The organism is Frateuria sp. (assembly GCF_013362045.1).
In the GTDB taxonomy this organism is placed as follows: domain Bacteria; phylum Pseudomonadota; class Gammaproteobacteria; order Xanthomonadales; family Rhodanobacteraceae; genus Frateuria_A.
The window spans coordinates 1-12,178 of record NZ_JABFWW010000161.1 but is presented as its reverse complement, the minus strand read 5'-3'; the positions used below and the strand labels follow the sequence as shown (position 1 = coordinate 12,178).

The 12,178-nt window shown below is 67.3% G+C and carries 12 protein-coding genes; 7 read left to right on the top strand and 5 right to left on the bottom strand.

The window, feature by feature from the left end:
- Nucleotides 1-176: 176 nt before the first annotated feature.
- Nucleotides 177-350 carry a hypothetical protein gene (locus HOQ08_RS07835; RefSeq protein WP_291193021.1) on the top strand — a complete coding sequence of 58 codons (174 nt, stop codon included), beginning with the start codon at nucleotides 177-179 and terminating at the stop codon, nucleotides 348-350.
- A gap of 110 nt (nucleotides 351-460) precedes the next feature.
- Nucleotides 461-1,411 carry an aldo/keto reductase gene (locus HOQ08_RS07830; protein WP_291193019.1) on the top strand — a complete coding sequence of 317 codons (951 nt, stop codon included), beginning with the start codon at nucleotides 461-463 and terminating at the stop codon, nucleotides 1,409-1,411.
- Between the two features lie 5 nt (nucleotides 1,412-1,416).
- Here the strand turns inward: HOQ08_RS07830 and HOQ08_RS07825 are convergent, their stop codons facing one another.
- From HOQ08_RS07825 to HOQ08_RS07815, 3 genes are all read right to left on the bottom strand, one after another.
- Nucleotides 1,417-2,484: a TraB/GumN family protein gene (locus HOQ08_RS07825; protein ID WP_291193017.1), complete on the bottom strand. Its 1,068-nt coding sequence runs from the start codon at nucleotides 2,482-2,484 to the stop codon at nucleotides 1,417-1,419.
- Between the two features lie 4 nt (nucleotides 2,485-2,488).
- On the bottom strand, nucleotides 2,489-4,723 hold the full coding sequence (locus HOQ08_RS07820) for an NADP-dependent isocitrate dehydrogenase (RefSeq protein ID WP_291193015.1): 2,235 nt from the start codon (nucleotides 4,721-4,723) through the stop codon (nucleotides 2,489-2,491).
- Between the two features lie 308 nt (nucleotides 4,724-5,031).
- Nucleotides 5,032-7,131, bottom strand: coding sequence for a TonB-dependent siderophore receptor (locus HOQ08_RS07815; RefSeq protein WP_291193013.1), 2,100 nt, complete (start codon nucleotides 7,129-7,131; stop codon nucleotides 5,032-5,034).
- A 302-nt stretch (nucleotides 7,132-7,433) separates the two neighbouring features.
- On the opposite strand from HOQ08_RS07815, the gene HOQ08_RS07810 reads away from it, so the two are divergent.
- Nucleotides 7,434-7,724, top strand: a complete 291-nt coding sequence (locus HOQ08_RS07810; protein ID WP_291193011.1) for a 2-hydroxyacyl-CoA dehydratase — start codon at nucleotides 7,434-7,436, stop codon at nucleotides 7,722-7,724.
- A gap of 50 nt (nucleotides 7,725-7,774) precedes the next feature.
- Here HOQ08_RS07810 and HOQ08_RS07805 read toward each other — a convergent pair whose 3' ends face one another.
- Nucleotides 7,775-8,668, bottom strand: a complete 894-nt coding sequence (locus HOQ08_RS07805; RefSeq protein WP_291193009.1) for a LysR family transcriptional regulator — start codon at nucleotides 8,666-8,668, stop codon at nucleotides 7,775-7,777.
- Between the two features lie 117 nt (nucleotides 8,669-8,785).
- On the opposite strand from HOQ08_RS07805, the gene HOQ08_RS07800 reads away from it, so the two are divergent.
- Genes HOQ08_RS07800 through HOQ08_RS07785 form a run of 4 tightly spaced genes read left to right on the top strand, consistent with a single transcriptional unit; the run spans nucleotide 8,786 to nucleotide 11,357 of the window.
- A complete protein-coding gene (locus tag HOQ08_RS07800; protein ID WP_291193007.1) occupies nucleotides 8,786-9,418 on the top strand; it encodes an NAD(P)-binding domain-containing protein in 633 nt (210 codons plus the stop codon).
- 17 nt (nucleotides 9,419-9,435) lie between these two features.
- Entirely contained in the window at nucleotides 9,436-9,834 is a 399-nt protein-coding gene (locus HOQ08_RS07795) for a DoxX family protein (protein WP_291193006.1), read from the top strand.
- Between the two features lie 51 nt (nucleotides 9,835-9,885).
- Nucleotides 9,886-10,689, top strand: coding sequence for a class III extradiol ring-cleavage dioxygenase (locus HOQ08_RS07790; RefSeq protein WP_291193004.1), 804 nt, complete (start codon nucleotides 9,886-9,888; stop codon nucleotides 10,687-10,689).
- Nucleotides 10,686-11,357: a phospholipase gene (locus HOQ08_RS07785; protein WP_291193002.1), complete on the top strand. Its 672-nt coding sequence runs from the start codon at nucleotides 10,686-10,688 to the stop codon at nucleotides 11,355-11,357. The genes HOQ08_RS07790 and HOQ08_RS07785 overlap by 4 nt, the downstream gene beginning before the upstream one ends.
- 372 nt (nucleotides 11,358-11,729) lie before the next feature.
- Here HOQ08_RS07785 and HOQ08_RS07780 read toward each other — a convergent pair.
- On the bottom strand, nucleotides 11,730-12,178 hold a 449-nt coding region (locus HOQ08_RS07780), incomplete at its 5' end, for a hypothetical protein (RefSeq protein ID WP_291193000.1).

Here is a 12,178-nt window from a genome sequence, read left to right as displayed (position 1 = left end):
CATCGAAGCTTCTCCTGGCCAGATGCATCGCGCGCCGCCATGCGGCCCGCACTCGAACCGTCGTGCCACCCTTGAATTGCAGTCAAGGCTGACTTGCGAATATATCGCTTTTTAGGGCTTTGCCGGCGGCGTACCTTGAGCACACCCCAAGGCAACAACCCCACCGGAGTTTCTCCATGAAACCGCTCTGGAAGCAGTTGCTGTACCTGCACGGCCATGCCCTTCCCACCGCCGAACTGCGCTGGCGCGAGGACGCGCCGGCAACACGTGGCCGGCGCGCGCCCGTAGCCCGGCCCGTGCCGCCGATGCTGCGCTGGCGCGCGGTGGTGCGTGCGGCACTGGTCAGCTAGCTCGCCGTGAAGCGATGCGCGAGTGCGCCGCGCGGCACCCGCGCAACGCTTGATTCCCTCGCGGCGTCCCTCCATCTGGAAAGGATCCCTTCGCGCAAGGAATCCCGACCATGTCACCGCGTCCACTCGGCCGCTCGTCGCTCGCCATAGCCCCGCTCGCCTTCGGCGGCAACGTGTTCGGCTGGAGCGTGGACGAACCCCGCGCCTTCGAGCTGCTCGATGCGTTCGTCGACGCCGGCTTCAACCTGGTCGACACCGCGGACGTCTATCCGGCCTGGGTGCCGGGCAACCGCGGGGGCGAATCCGAGACGATCATCGGCAAATGGCTCAGGCGGAGCGGCAAGCGCGGCAAGGTCGTGATCGCCACCAAGGTGGCCAAGTGGACCGAGCAGCCGGGCCTGTCGCCGGTCAACATCCAGCAGGCCGTGGAGGGCTCGCTCAAGCGCCTGCAGGTCGACTGCATCGACCTCTACCAGGCGCACGAGGACGACGCGACGGTGCCCCTGGCCGAGACGCTGGGCGCGTTCGGGCAGTTGATCGAGCAGGGCAAGGTGCGCGCGATCGGTGCCTCCAACTACACCGCCGACCGCTTCGCCGAGGCGCTCCGGGTGTCGGCCGAGCACAGCCTGCCGCGCTACGAGTCGCTGCAGCCCGAGTACAACCTATTGCGCCGCGCCGGCTACGAGCGCGAGCTGGAACCGCTGGTGCAGCGCGAACACATCGGCGTCATCAGCTACTACGCGCTGGCCAGCGGCTTCCTCTCCGGCAAGTACCGCAGCGAGGCGGACCTGGCCAAGAGCAGCGCACGCGGCGGCGCGGCCAAGCGTTTCCTCAACCCGCGGGGTCTGCGCGTGCTCGCCGCGCTGGACGAGGTCGCCGCCGCGCACCGCGCCACGCCGGTGCAGGTCGCGCTGGCCTGGCTGATCGCCCGCCCCGGGCTCACCGCGCCGATCGCCAGCGCCACCAGCCTGGCGCAGCTGCATGAGTTGCTGGGTGCGGTGAAGCTTGCGCTGGCGCCGGATGAGATCGCGCGGCTGGACCTGGCCAGCGCGGAAACCTGAAGCCTTCAGCCGCCGGAGGACGGCGGGGCCGGCGCGGCTTCGCCCGGCTCCGGCGGTTCGGCATCCGGCGCCTCGATCGCGTAGCCGTCGGCCTGCAGCGCCTGCAGGTACGGGCCTGGCCCCAGCAGTTCGTCGATCGGCAGCAGGGCGAAGGTCTGCCGGTTCGTCGCCAGCGCCTTGCGCGCGGCGGCAAGCCAGGTAGCGACCACCTTCGCCGGCACATCGGCGACCCCCAGCTGACGGGCGAAACCCGCCGCCGAGAGCGCCTGCACGCAGGCATCGCGCGCCTGGCTGTCCGGCATGTGGCGCAGCGCGTCGATGTCGCCGACCGCCCAGGCATCGGCGCGCGCGCTCATCGCCGGCAGGTCGTGCTCGACGCTGTCGAGCGTGCGCGCGAAGCACTCGGTGTCCTGCGGTCCGGCCTGGCGGAACGCCTTGAGCGCATCCCGCGGATGCTCGATCACCACCTTGTAGTCGGCCGTGACGCGCGGCACGCCATGCTGTTCGGCCAGCGCGTCAACCGCCTTGCGCACGCCCGCGTCGCTGGCCAGCCCGTAGGTCTTGCGTGCGCGCTTTTCCAGTTCCATCGCAGCAAAGATCGGACGCCAGCGCTCGATGCCGCTGCCGCGGCCGATGAAGCGTGCCTTGAGCGCCAGCCAGCGTTGATAAAGCGGCGCGGGCAGCATGTCGACGAGATGCCGGCCATCCTCGTTCTTGCGCGCCGCATAGGCCGAGGGCAGCAGGAACAGCTTGCCGAAGAAGCCGATCTTGACCTCGAAGCTGGCGCGCGGCGGCTCCAGCAGCTCCTGCGAACCGGCGATCGCCGCGGCCACCTCGTCCGAGCGCCATTGCACCTGCGCGGGCATCGCCGGCACCAGGCCGAGTACCCACATCACGTGCCCGTCGCGGCTGACCTTCCACAGGCCCGGCCCGGGCTGCACGCCGCTGACCGAGACCGCCGGCAGGTCCACCGCATGCACGCTGGAAGCGGCGGCAGGGACCGACTGCGCGTGCAAGCCGGCGCTGCCGGCCAGCGCCAGCATCCATCCCAGCGCCAGCCAGCGGCCTCGCATGGCGCTACTTGCCCAGCTTGGCCAGCGCGGCGTTGAAGGTCGGGCTCGGACGCATCGCGGCGCTGGTACGCCCGAGGTCCGGGTGGTAGTAGCCGCCAATGTCGACGCGCTTGCCCTGCGCGCCATTCAACTCGGCCACGATGGCCGCCTCGTTGTCGGCCAGCGCCTTGGCCAGCGGAGCGAAGGTGGCCGCAAGCTGCGCGTCCTCGCCCTGCGCGGCCAGCGCCTGCGCCCAGTACAGCGCGAGGTAGAAGTGGCTGCCGCGGTTGTCCAGCTCGCCGACCTTGCGCGCGGGCGACTTGTTGTTGTCGAGGATCTTGCCGTTGGCCTCGTCCAGCGCCCTGGCCAGCACCGCGGCGCGCTTATTGCCGTAGCGCTCGGCCAGGTGCTCGAAGGAAGCGGCCAGCGCGAGGAACTCGCCCAGCGAATCCCAGCGCAGGTAGTCCTCTTCCAGGAACTGCTGCACGTGCTTGGGCGCCGAGCCGCCGGCGCCGGTCTCGAACAGGCCGCCGCCGGCCATCAGCGGCACGATCGAGAGCATCTTGGCGCTGGTACCCAGCTCCATGATGGGGAACAAGTCGGTCAGGTAGTCGCGCAGCACGTTGCCGGTCACCGAGATGGTGTCCTCGCCCTTGCGGATGCGCGCAAGCGACAGGCGCATGGCCTCGACCGGCGGCAGGATGCGGATGTCCAGGCCGGCGGTATCGTGGTCCTTGAGGTAACGCTCGACCTTGGCGATCACCTGTGCGTCGTGCGCGCGCTGGGGATCGAGCCAGAACACGGCGGGCGTCGAGCTCAGGCGCGCGCGGGTGACGGCCAGCTTGACCCAGTCGCGGATCGCCGCATCGCGCGTGTTGCACATGCGCCAGATGTCGCCGGCCTGCACCGCGTGCTCGAACACCACGCGGCCGTCCTGGTCGCTCACCCGCACGGTGCCGTCGGCGCCGAGCTGGAAGGTCTTGTCGTGCGAACCGTATTCCTCGGCCTTCTGCGCCATCAGGCCCACGTTGGGCACCGAGCCCATGGTGGCCGGATCGAACGCGCCGTGCGCCTTGCAGTCCTCGACCACCGCCTGGTAGATGCCGGCATAGCAGCGGTCGGGGATCAGCGCCACGGTGTCCTGCAGCTGCCCCTGCGCGTTCCACATCTTGCCCGAGTCGCGGATCATCGCCGGCATCGAGGCGTCGACGATCACGTCCGAAGGCACGTGCAGGTTGGTGATGCCCTTGTCCGAGTTGACCATCGCCACGGCCGGCCGCTTGGCGTATTCGGCCTCGATGTCGGCCTTGATCGCCGCCTGCTTTTCTTCCGGCAGCTGGGCGAGGCGTGCATAGAGGTCGCCGATGCCGTTGTTGGCGTCGAAGCCGATCGGCTTGAGCTCGGCCGCATGCCTGGCGAGCACGTCCTTGTAGAACTCGCCCACCACCACGCCGAACATGATCGGGTCGGAGACCTTCATCATGGTGGCTTTGAGGTGCAGCGAGAACAGCACGCCATCGGCCTTGGCGCGGGCGATCTCGGCGTCGACGAAGCGCGCCAGCGCGCTGCGGCTCATCACTGCCGCATCGACGATCTCGCTCGCCTGCACGGCGACCTTTTCCTTGAGCACGGTGGCGGCGCCGTTCTTGCCGACCAGCTCGATCTTCAGGCTGCCGGCGCTTTCCATCGTGGCGGACTTCTCGCTGCCGTAGAAATCGCCGCCGTCCATGTGCGCCACGCGCGTCTTCGAGTCGGCACTCCACTTGCCCATCTTGTGCGGGTGCTTGCGCGCGTAGTTCTTCACCGAAGGCGGCGCACGGCGGTCGGAATTGCCCTCGCGCAACACGGGGTTCACCGCGCTGCCCTTGACCTTGTCGTAGCGCGCCTTGACGTTGTACTGCTCGACGTCGCCGTGCGGTTCGTCCGGGTAGTCCGGCAGCGGATAGCCTTGGGCCTGCAGTTCCTTGATCGCGGCCTTCAACTGCGGCACCGAGGCGCTGATGTTGGGCAGCTTGATGATGTTGGCCTCCGGCGTGGTGGCCAGCTGGCCGAGCTCGGCCAGATCGTCGGCGACCTTCTGGCCGTCCTTCAGGTACTCGGGAAACTGCGAGAGGATGCGCCCGGACAGCGAGATGTCGCGCGTCTGCACCTCGATCCCCGCCGTCTGCGCGAACGCCTGCACGATCGGCAGCAGCGACTGGGTGGCGAGGAAGGGCGCTTCGTCGGTCAGCGTGTAGATGATCTTCGGGCTCTCGGACACTTCGGGGACCTCTCGCAGGCGTGGGCCGCGCCGCTCCATGCGGCGGGCGGGGACGGGCAGAGCGATGCGCGGTTCCGGCGTGTTCTGGAACCCATGGACTGGCAACGCTCCAAAGGCACAGTTTAACCGCTAGACGATCTGAGACGCTGGCTCCAGTCCCGGGCCACGGCCGCGTCGATCACATTGCTCACGAACACCGGCGATACCCGGCAGATGCGCTGAGTCCCCGCGATGGCCTCGGCGTCGCCGTGCGATCCCTATCGTTCCGGTGCCCTGGCCCACTGGCAGAAACCATGCGTGACGGGACGTCAGAACTGATATCGCAGCGTCAGGTTTGCCGCGCGGGGCGCGCCCGGCAGATTGAGGTTGGGACTGCTGCCGTGCGCCGACACGATGTAGCGCGTGTCGAAGAGATTGGTGAGGTTGAGTTGCAGGCTGATGGGACCGGTGTGGTACCGGGCCATGATGTCCGCAGTCACATACCCGGGCAGGGTCACCGTGTTGCCTGTGTTGGCCTGACGGGCGCCCACCAGGTTCAAGCCCCCGCCCAGCTGCCAGTGTTCGGCGAACGAACGGGTGACCCAGGCGTTGCCGCTGTTTCGCGGCGTCAGCGTGGGGCGATTGCCCTGGATGGGTTTCCCGGCATCCCTCGCGATCGAACGCGTGATGCGCGCATCCAGGAAGGCATAACCGGCGAGGATGCGCCAGCCGTCGGCCAGATCGGCTGCGGCACTGAGCTCCACGCCACGGGTGCGCTGGTCGCCGATCGGCAGCACCTTCAGGGTGACCGGATCCGTCGTCTTGATGCCGCTGCGTTCCAGCTGGAACACGGAGGCGGTGAAGGTGACGCGCCCATCCAGGAAATCGAACTTGGCGCCGGCTTCCGTGTTTTGCGTGCGTTCGGGAGCGATATCGACATTGTTCGCTGCCAGCGCGAAGGCCTCACCCGAAGGCTGGAACGAGCGGCTCCATGACACGTAGTACGACTGCACTGCGGACGGCTGCCAGACCAAACCCGCTCGCGGACTCCATGCGGTATCGGTGCGCGAAAGGTTCGGCTGCCCGGGCAGATGGTTCTGGGTTTCCTGCTCGAAGCGGTCGTAACGCAGGCCGAGCAAGGCCTTCCATTGCGTTCCCAGGCCAAGCATGTCCTGCAGGTAGAAGGCGGTTGTCTTGAAGCGGCCCAGATTGTCGGCCGCGGGGGCGCGCGCCACCGTCAGTGGCAACACGGGCAGGCTGGGGTGGAACAAGTCCACAGTGGCGACGCCGCTTGCGCTGCGATTCAACAGCGACTTGTTCTGCTGCCCCAGCTCCACGCCGTAGAGCAGGCTCTGGCTGATGGCTTCGCCATCGATGCGTTGGTTGAGCTCCGTCTGATTGAACCAGCCGTGCTCCTGGCGATAGACGTTCGAGCGATTGAGCGAGACCGTTTTCGCCTTTTCGTTGACGTTGCCCGGAAGCGTGTTGTTGCGATCCAAGATGTAGCCGTACCAGCGCAAGGCGTTGCGCAGCGACAGCTGGTCGTTGAAGGCGTGGGTCAGTGTCGCCGTTGTTGATTTGACCGTGGACTCGCTGGTGTCGACGTCACGCGCATTGGCTGCACCGTAGTAGGTGCCCCGCGGCACGTCGACCGGACGACCTTGATAGGCGGGAACGCCGAAATCGGTGACGCGGCGATCCTTCAGGTAGTCCGCCTGCAGCAACAGCGTCGTATCGCGGCCGGGATGCAGCAGCAATGACGGCGCGATGGCCTGCCGCCTCAGGAACTGCGGGTCACGATAGCCGTTGGCATCCTCCATGGCCCCGGTGAGGCGCCAGGCGTTCCCGTCGTTTCCGAAGCGATGCCCGATGTCCAGCTCGCCGCGCCGGTCCGCCCAACTGCCGTAGCTGAGGGCCACTTCGCCGCCATCGCTGCCGGGCTGCTTGCTGATGCGGTTGATCAATCCACCGGAGGAGCCGCGTCCATACAACACGGAGGCCGGCCCCTTGAGCACTTCGATGCGCTCGATATTGGATAGGTCGCGAAAATACAGCGCGTCGTCGCGGATGCCGTCGACGTACTGGTCCGCAATGGCGGTAAAGCCGCGGATCGAAACCTGGTCGCGCTGGCCGTCCCCCGTCGAAAAACTCACGCCGGGCACGTTCTTCAAGGCGTCCTGGATCGAGCTGGCATGCTGGTCCCTCAGCACGCTGGCCGGCACGACATTGACGGTCTGGGGCACGTCACGCAGGGGGGCATCGATCTTGGTCGCGCTGACGGCATCCGACGCGTGGTAGTCACCTGGATGGGTGGCTTGCACCTTGACGCCAGGCAGCAGCTTGGCCTGATCCGCATTGGCTTCGCCGGCGGATGCGTTCGAAGCACCCAAAGCCGCCAGCAAGGAAAGAGTGAGGGGAAGTACGCGCATGAAGTGGGCCTGCGATGTCGGAAAGTGGGCCGCACGCATCCCTCGCGGGGACGCGATCGGCAAAAGTTGGTGGAATGGCGGGCCTGCCCTGGCGCTGGCTGGGTCAGGCCCCGGCACGGATCAACGCCCGGCCGGCAAGTTCTTGCGAATTATTATCATTTTCATGCGGCCTGGCAATACCCGCCGCGCAGGTAGTTGCGTGCCCAACGACAAAGGAACCGCGCCACATTGCCAGGCGCCAGGGTGTCGGAGGCGGAGGGGCCCGGGCGTGCCATGATGGGTGATCCCTGACCCATTTCCCTATGAAGCCCAGCACCTACGATTTCCGTCAGTTCCAGGAAGAGCTCGCGGCGCTAGACCGCAAGAACAACACACAGGGCAAGGAGAGGCCCATGCCGAAGAAAGAACCAGCCCATGCTCGCCTGTTCCAAGCCAAGGCGGATTTCATGGCGCTACGCGAGCGCTACGGATTGACCGTCGCCGACGTGGTCTCCTTCTTTCCGGAGGAGGAAGGGATTGCCTACCTGCAGGAACTCATCGCCGCGACGGAAGCGAAGCCCAAGCGCCGATCGAAGACACAACCGCCTCTTTAGCCTGATACCTCGCCAGGCGATGGACCAAGATCCGCCGCCAAGCCTGGGCGCTACCACATGGGCGTGGCGAAGGCCTCGACAAGGAAGTCGATCAGGCGCCGGGTCTTCATGGGCATGTGCTTGCGCGTGGCATAGACGGCGAACACGCCGAGCTCGATGGAGCGGTACTCCGGCATCAGTTCGACCAGCGCGCCGCGCCTGACATCCGGCCCGACGAGAAAATCGGGCTGCAGCACGATGCCCTGGTCCTCCAGGGCGGCGGCGCGGCAGGTGTCGCCGCTGTTGGTATGGATGCGCGGGCTGACCCGCACGGCGACCTCGCCTTCGGGGCCGCGGAAGACCCAGTCGTCGCCGCCGGACCAGTAGCTGTATGCGAACACCGGGTGATGCGCGAGCTCGCGCGGATGCCTCGGCATGCCGTGGGCGGCAAGGTAGTGGGGCGAAGCGCACAGCACCATGCGCGCCGTGGCGAGGCGGCGGCTGACCAGCTGCGGGTCGAGCCGGTCGGTGATGCGGATCGCGAGGTCGTAGCCTTCCTCGACGAGGTCGACCACGCGGTCGTTGAGCGTGATGTCCAGCGACACCTTCGGATGGGCGGCAATGAAGCGCGGCCACAACGGTGCGAGATGCAGGTTGCCGAAGGTCAGCGGCGCGTTGATCCGCAGCCGGCCGGTCACTTCGCCGCCGCTCGATGCGATTTCCGCTTCCAGTTCCTCCAGCGCCGCGACCAGCTCGACGGCCTGCAGGTGGAAGCGCTGGCCATCGTCGGTCAGCGAGAGGCGCCGGGTCGTCCGGTGCAGCAGCCGCACGCCCAGGTGCGCTTCGAGCTCGGCCACGTGCCGGGACACGGCCGCCTTCGACAGGCCGGTGGCATCGGCCGCGCCCACGAAGCTGCCGGCCCGGACGACCGCCAGGAAACTGCCGAGCTGCTGGAGGTCGAGCATGGCGATTGTCTCGATTCTGTTGACAGTATTTCACTCAAAGCCAAGTTTATCGCCAGCCGATGGGCCAATAGAGTGGCAGTCACCCGCTGACGGGCCTCTTTCCCTCAGGACACCCTCATGAACATCCTCCTTATCGGCGCCGGCAACATGGGTTCGGCCTTCGCCCGACAGTTCGCCCGCGCCGGCCACCGCGTCCGCATCGCAGCGACTTCCCTCGGCAAGGCACAGGCCGTGGCCGCCGGCATTCCCGGCGTCACCGCGGTCGATGCCGCCGGCAGCGCGTCCGACGCGGACGCCGTGATCGTCGCGACGCCCTACGAACGGGCGGTCGCCGCACTCGACAACGCTGGCCCGCTCGACGGCAAGGTCGTCGTCGACGTCACCAACCCGCTCACGGCCGACTACATGGGCCTGACGATCGGGCACGACACCTCGGCCGCCGAACAGATCGCCAAGGCCTTCCCGGCCGCCGAAGTCGTCAAGGCGTTCAACACGCTGTTCGCGCAGGTCATCGCGGATGGCCCGGCGTTTGCGGACGGCAGCACGGCGCCAACCTTCGTCGCGTCCGATTCGTCGCGCGCGAAGGCCACTGCGACGACGCTCGCCCAAAGCATCGGCTTCGATGTCATCGACGCTGGTGCGCTCAGGAACGCGCGCTATCTTGAACCGCTGGCCGGCCTGAACATTTATCTCGGCTACGGCGCCGGCCAAGGTACGGGCATCGCCCCGACCTGGATCCGCCGCGGCTGACCCACAGGAGCATTGCCATGAACGCACTACTCTCGCTGCTCGGCCGCGTCGGCCTGTCGCTGATCTTCATCGTTTCCGGCTGGGGCAAGATCGCCGGCTACGCCGCTACCCAGGGCTACATGGAATCGATGGGCGTGCCCGGCGTGCTGCTGCCGCTGGTGATCGCACTCGAGCTCGGCGGCGGCCTCGCGATCCTGACAGGGGTGTTCACCCGCTGGACCGCGCTCGCACTGGCCGCGTTCTCGATTGCCTCGGCGCTGGTCTTCCACGCGAACTTCGCCGATCCGATGCAAGCCATCAATTTTTGGAAGAACGTCGCGATCGCCGGCGGTTTCCTGACGCTCGCCGCGAACGGCCCGGGCCTCTTGAATCTGCAGTCGCGTGTCCTGCGCCGTCGCGATACCGCGACCCGCTGATTCCTCCCCGTATGCCCGCCGCGGGCCGTATGCCCGCGGCATGGAGTTGCCATGTCCCGCGCCCCCTCCCTGTTCGTTTCCCACGGTTCACCGATGTTCGCGCTCGAGCCGGGCCTGCTGGGCCCGAACCTGCAGCGCGTCGGCGAACGGCTTGCGGGCCTGTCCGCGATCGTTGTCGTATCCCCGCACTGGCAGACGCACGGCGTGCGCGTCAGCGCCGCGACGTCGCTGGAAACCATCCACGATTTCGGTGGCTTCCCGGCGCCGCTGTATGCCCTGCAGTATCCGGCGCGCGGCGAACCGCGGCTCGCGTCGCAGATCGTCGATCGCTTGAAGACCGCAGGCTTCGATGCGGTGCTCGACCCCGGCCGCGGCCTCGACCATGGCGCCTGGGTGCCGCTGCGCTACCTCAAGCCGGCAGCCGATGTGCCGGTGCTGCAGGTCTCCCTGCCGCATTCCATTCAAACCACCGATGCGCTGCGCCTCGGGGAAGCGCTGAAGCCGCTGCGCGAGGGCGGCGTGCTCATCGTCGGTTCGGGCAGCCTGACGCACAACCTCTACGAGTTCCGCCAGCACATCGACGACCCCGAATACGCGCAGGTGTTCGCGGACTGGATCGCCGATGCGGTCGCGCGAGGCGATGTGGACGCGCTCGTGCACTACCGCGAGCGGGCACCGCATGCGGCACGTGCCCATCCGACCGAGGAGCATTACCTGCCTTTGCTGGTGGCGTTGGGCGCGAGCGATGCAAGCGAGCCGCGACGCCTCGTGGAGGGCGGCATGACCTACGGCGTGCTATCGATGGACTCGTTCGGCTTCGGACTGCCGGCGGACGCGCTGGCGGAGGCCGCATGAGCTCGATGCCGGACACCGACCACTCGCTCGCCTACCTCGCGGACGCCGAACCTGCAGAGCCGCCGCGGCTGTTGGTGCTGGCGCACGGTGTTGGCGGCAACGAGACGAATCTCGCGCCGCTCGCCGCGCGCGTGCCTTCCGATACGGTCGTGGTGCTCGCACGCGGTCCGCTCACGCTCGGCCCGGGCCAGTACGCCTGGTTCCGGGTCGCTTTCGGTCCACACGGCCCGCGTCCCGACCTCGCCGCCGCAGAGACAAGCCGCCAGCGCCTGGCCACGTTCGTCGGGGAAATGCAGGCCCACTACGGCGTACCGCCGACCGCCACCGTCGTCGCCGGCTTCAGCCAGGGCGGCATCATGAGCGCGAGCGTCGCGCTCACGCGACCGGACCTCGTTGCGGGCTTCGGCGTGCTCGCCGGTCGCATCCTGCCCGAACTGGAGCCGCGCCTGGCCGCCCGGGAGGCGCTGCATTCCATCCGGGCCTTCATCGGCCATGGCCGCGACGACAGCAAGCTCCCCGTCGACTGGGCGCATCGCGCCGATGCCTGGCTCACCGACCTCGGCGTTCGGCACGAAACGCACCTTTACCCTGGCGACCACGGTTTGTCACCCGCCATGCAGGACGACTTCCTCGGTTGGTTCGACCGCACGACCCGGCACGCTGGCTGAAATATTCAGTGGCGCGCGGGTCGACGTGCGACCATGCGACCACGTCTTCCAGCCATCGCAGCAGTGCGGTGCAATGATCGAGTGCATGATCTCCTCGTGAACGGCAAGTTGTTCGCGCACGCATGCCGCGATCAACGTCCGGTCGCGTGCCACCGCAGCCGAGCTGCACGCCTGCTTGTCCGCTTAAGTCCAGATGGCTAGGCCTCCAGGCGAACGCGCCATTGGGGCTGCTTATCCAAGCAGGGCAGCTAGCCGTTTCGATGGCTCGCTGTCATCCGAACGAGATGCTGGCAATCTTGCCCGTCCCATCGAGCGCAATGCCGAACTTGAAGAGGCTACCCGGCCTGAAGTGGATCACGTAGTCGTTGAACGTCATGCCCGCGTTGGTGTGCCTGCCCTTGAAAACAAAGGCGGTGGGTCGACCATAGCCTTTGAATTCGTCAGCGAGGCGCTTGGCCAGACCCGCTCCCATCTTCTTGTTGAGCCTGGCAGTGAGGTAAGGCGACGCTCGATCACCGCCTGTAACTGCGGGAAATAGGTTTCGATTTTCGCGGTCATCGCAGGGTCCTCCCCCGGGCTCGGGCGCATCGCGGCAGCCGCAATGGCGGAGTTGAGGTCCTCGAAAATCGCCGTGGTAATGGTCTCGCCCGGCTCCGGGCTGCTCACGGAATTCGTGAAAGCGATGATCTGCGTGTCCTGTCGCGGGAAATATTCGTTCGCCGCCGTGAAACCGAGCGAGCCGCCCGTGTGCCCGATGCGCGGCTGATCGTCGATATTGTCGACGAACAATCCCGGTCCGTAGCCGGCATCGCGTTGCCCCG

Bases quoted from the DNA above. Each gene is read 5' to 3' on its own strand.
- HOQ08_RS07815 (WP_291193013.1), bottom strand. From the start codon at position 7,131: ATGCGCGTACTTCCCCTCACTCTTTCCTTGCTGGCGGCTTTGGGTGCT.
- HOQ08_RS07835 (WP_291193021.1), top strand. From the start codon at position 177: ATGAAACCGCTCTGGAAGCAGTTGCTGTACCTGCACGGCCATGCCCTT.
- HOQ08_RS07790 (WP_291193004.1), top strand. From the start codon at position 9,886: ATGTCCCGCGCCCCCTCCCTGTTCGTTTCCCACGGTTCACCGATGTTC.
- HOQ08_RS07795 (WP_291193006.1), top strand. From the start codon at position 9,436: ATGAACGCACTACTCTCGCTGCTCGGCCGCGTCGGCCTGTCGCTGATC.
- HOQ08_RS07830 (WP_291193019.1), top strand. From the start codon at position 461: ATGTCACCGCGTCCACTCGGCCGCTCGTCGCTCGCCATAGCCCCGCTC.
- HOQ08_RS07810 (WP_291193011.1), top strand. From the start codon at position 7,434: ATGAAGCCCAGCACCTACGATTTCCGTCAGTTCCAGGAAGAGCTCGCG.
- HOQ08_RS07825 (WP_291193017.1), bottom strand. From the start codon at position 2,484: ATGCGAGGCCGCTGGCTGGCGCTGGGATGGATGCTGGCGCTGGCCGGC.
- HOQ08_RS07785 (WP_291193002.1), top strand. From the start codon at position 10,686: ATGAGCTCGATGCCGGACACCGACCACTCGCTCGCCTACCTCGCGGAC.
- HOQ08_RS07800 (WP_291193007.1), top strand. From the start codon at position 8,786: ATGAACATCCTCCTTATCGGCGCCGGCAACATGGGTTCGGCCTTCGCC.
- HOQ08_RS07805 (WP_291193009.1), bottom strand. From the start codon at position 8,668: ATGCTCGACCTCCAGCAGCTCGGCAGTTTCCTGGCGGTCGTCCGGGCC.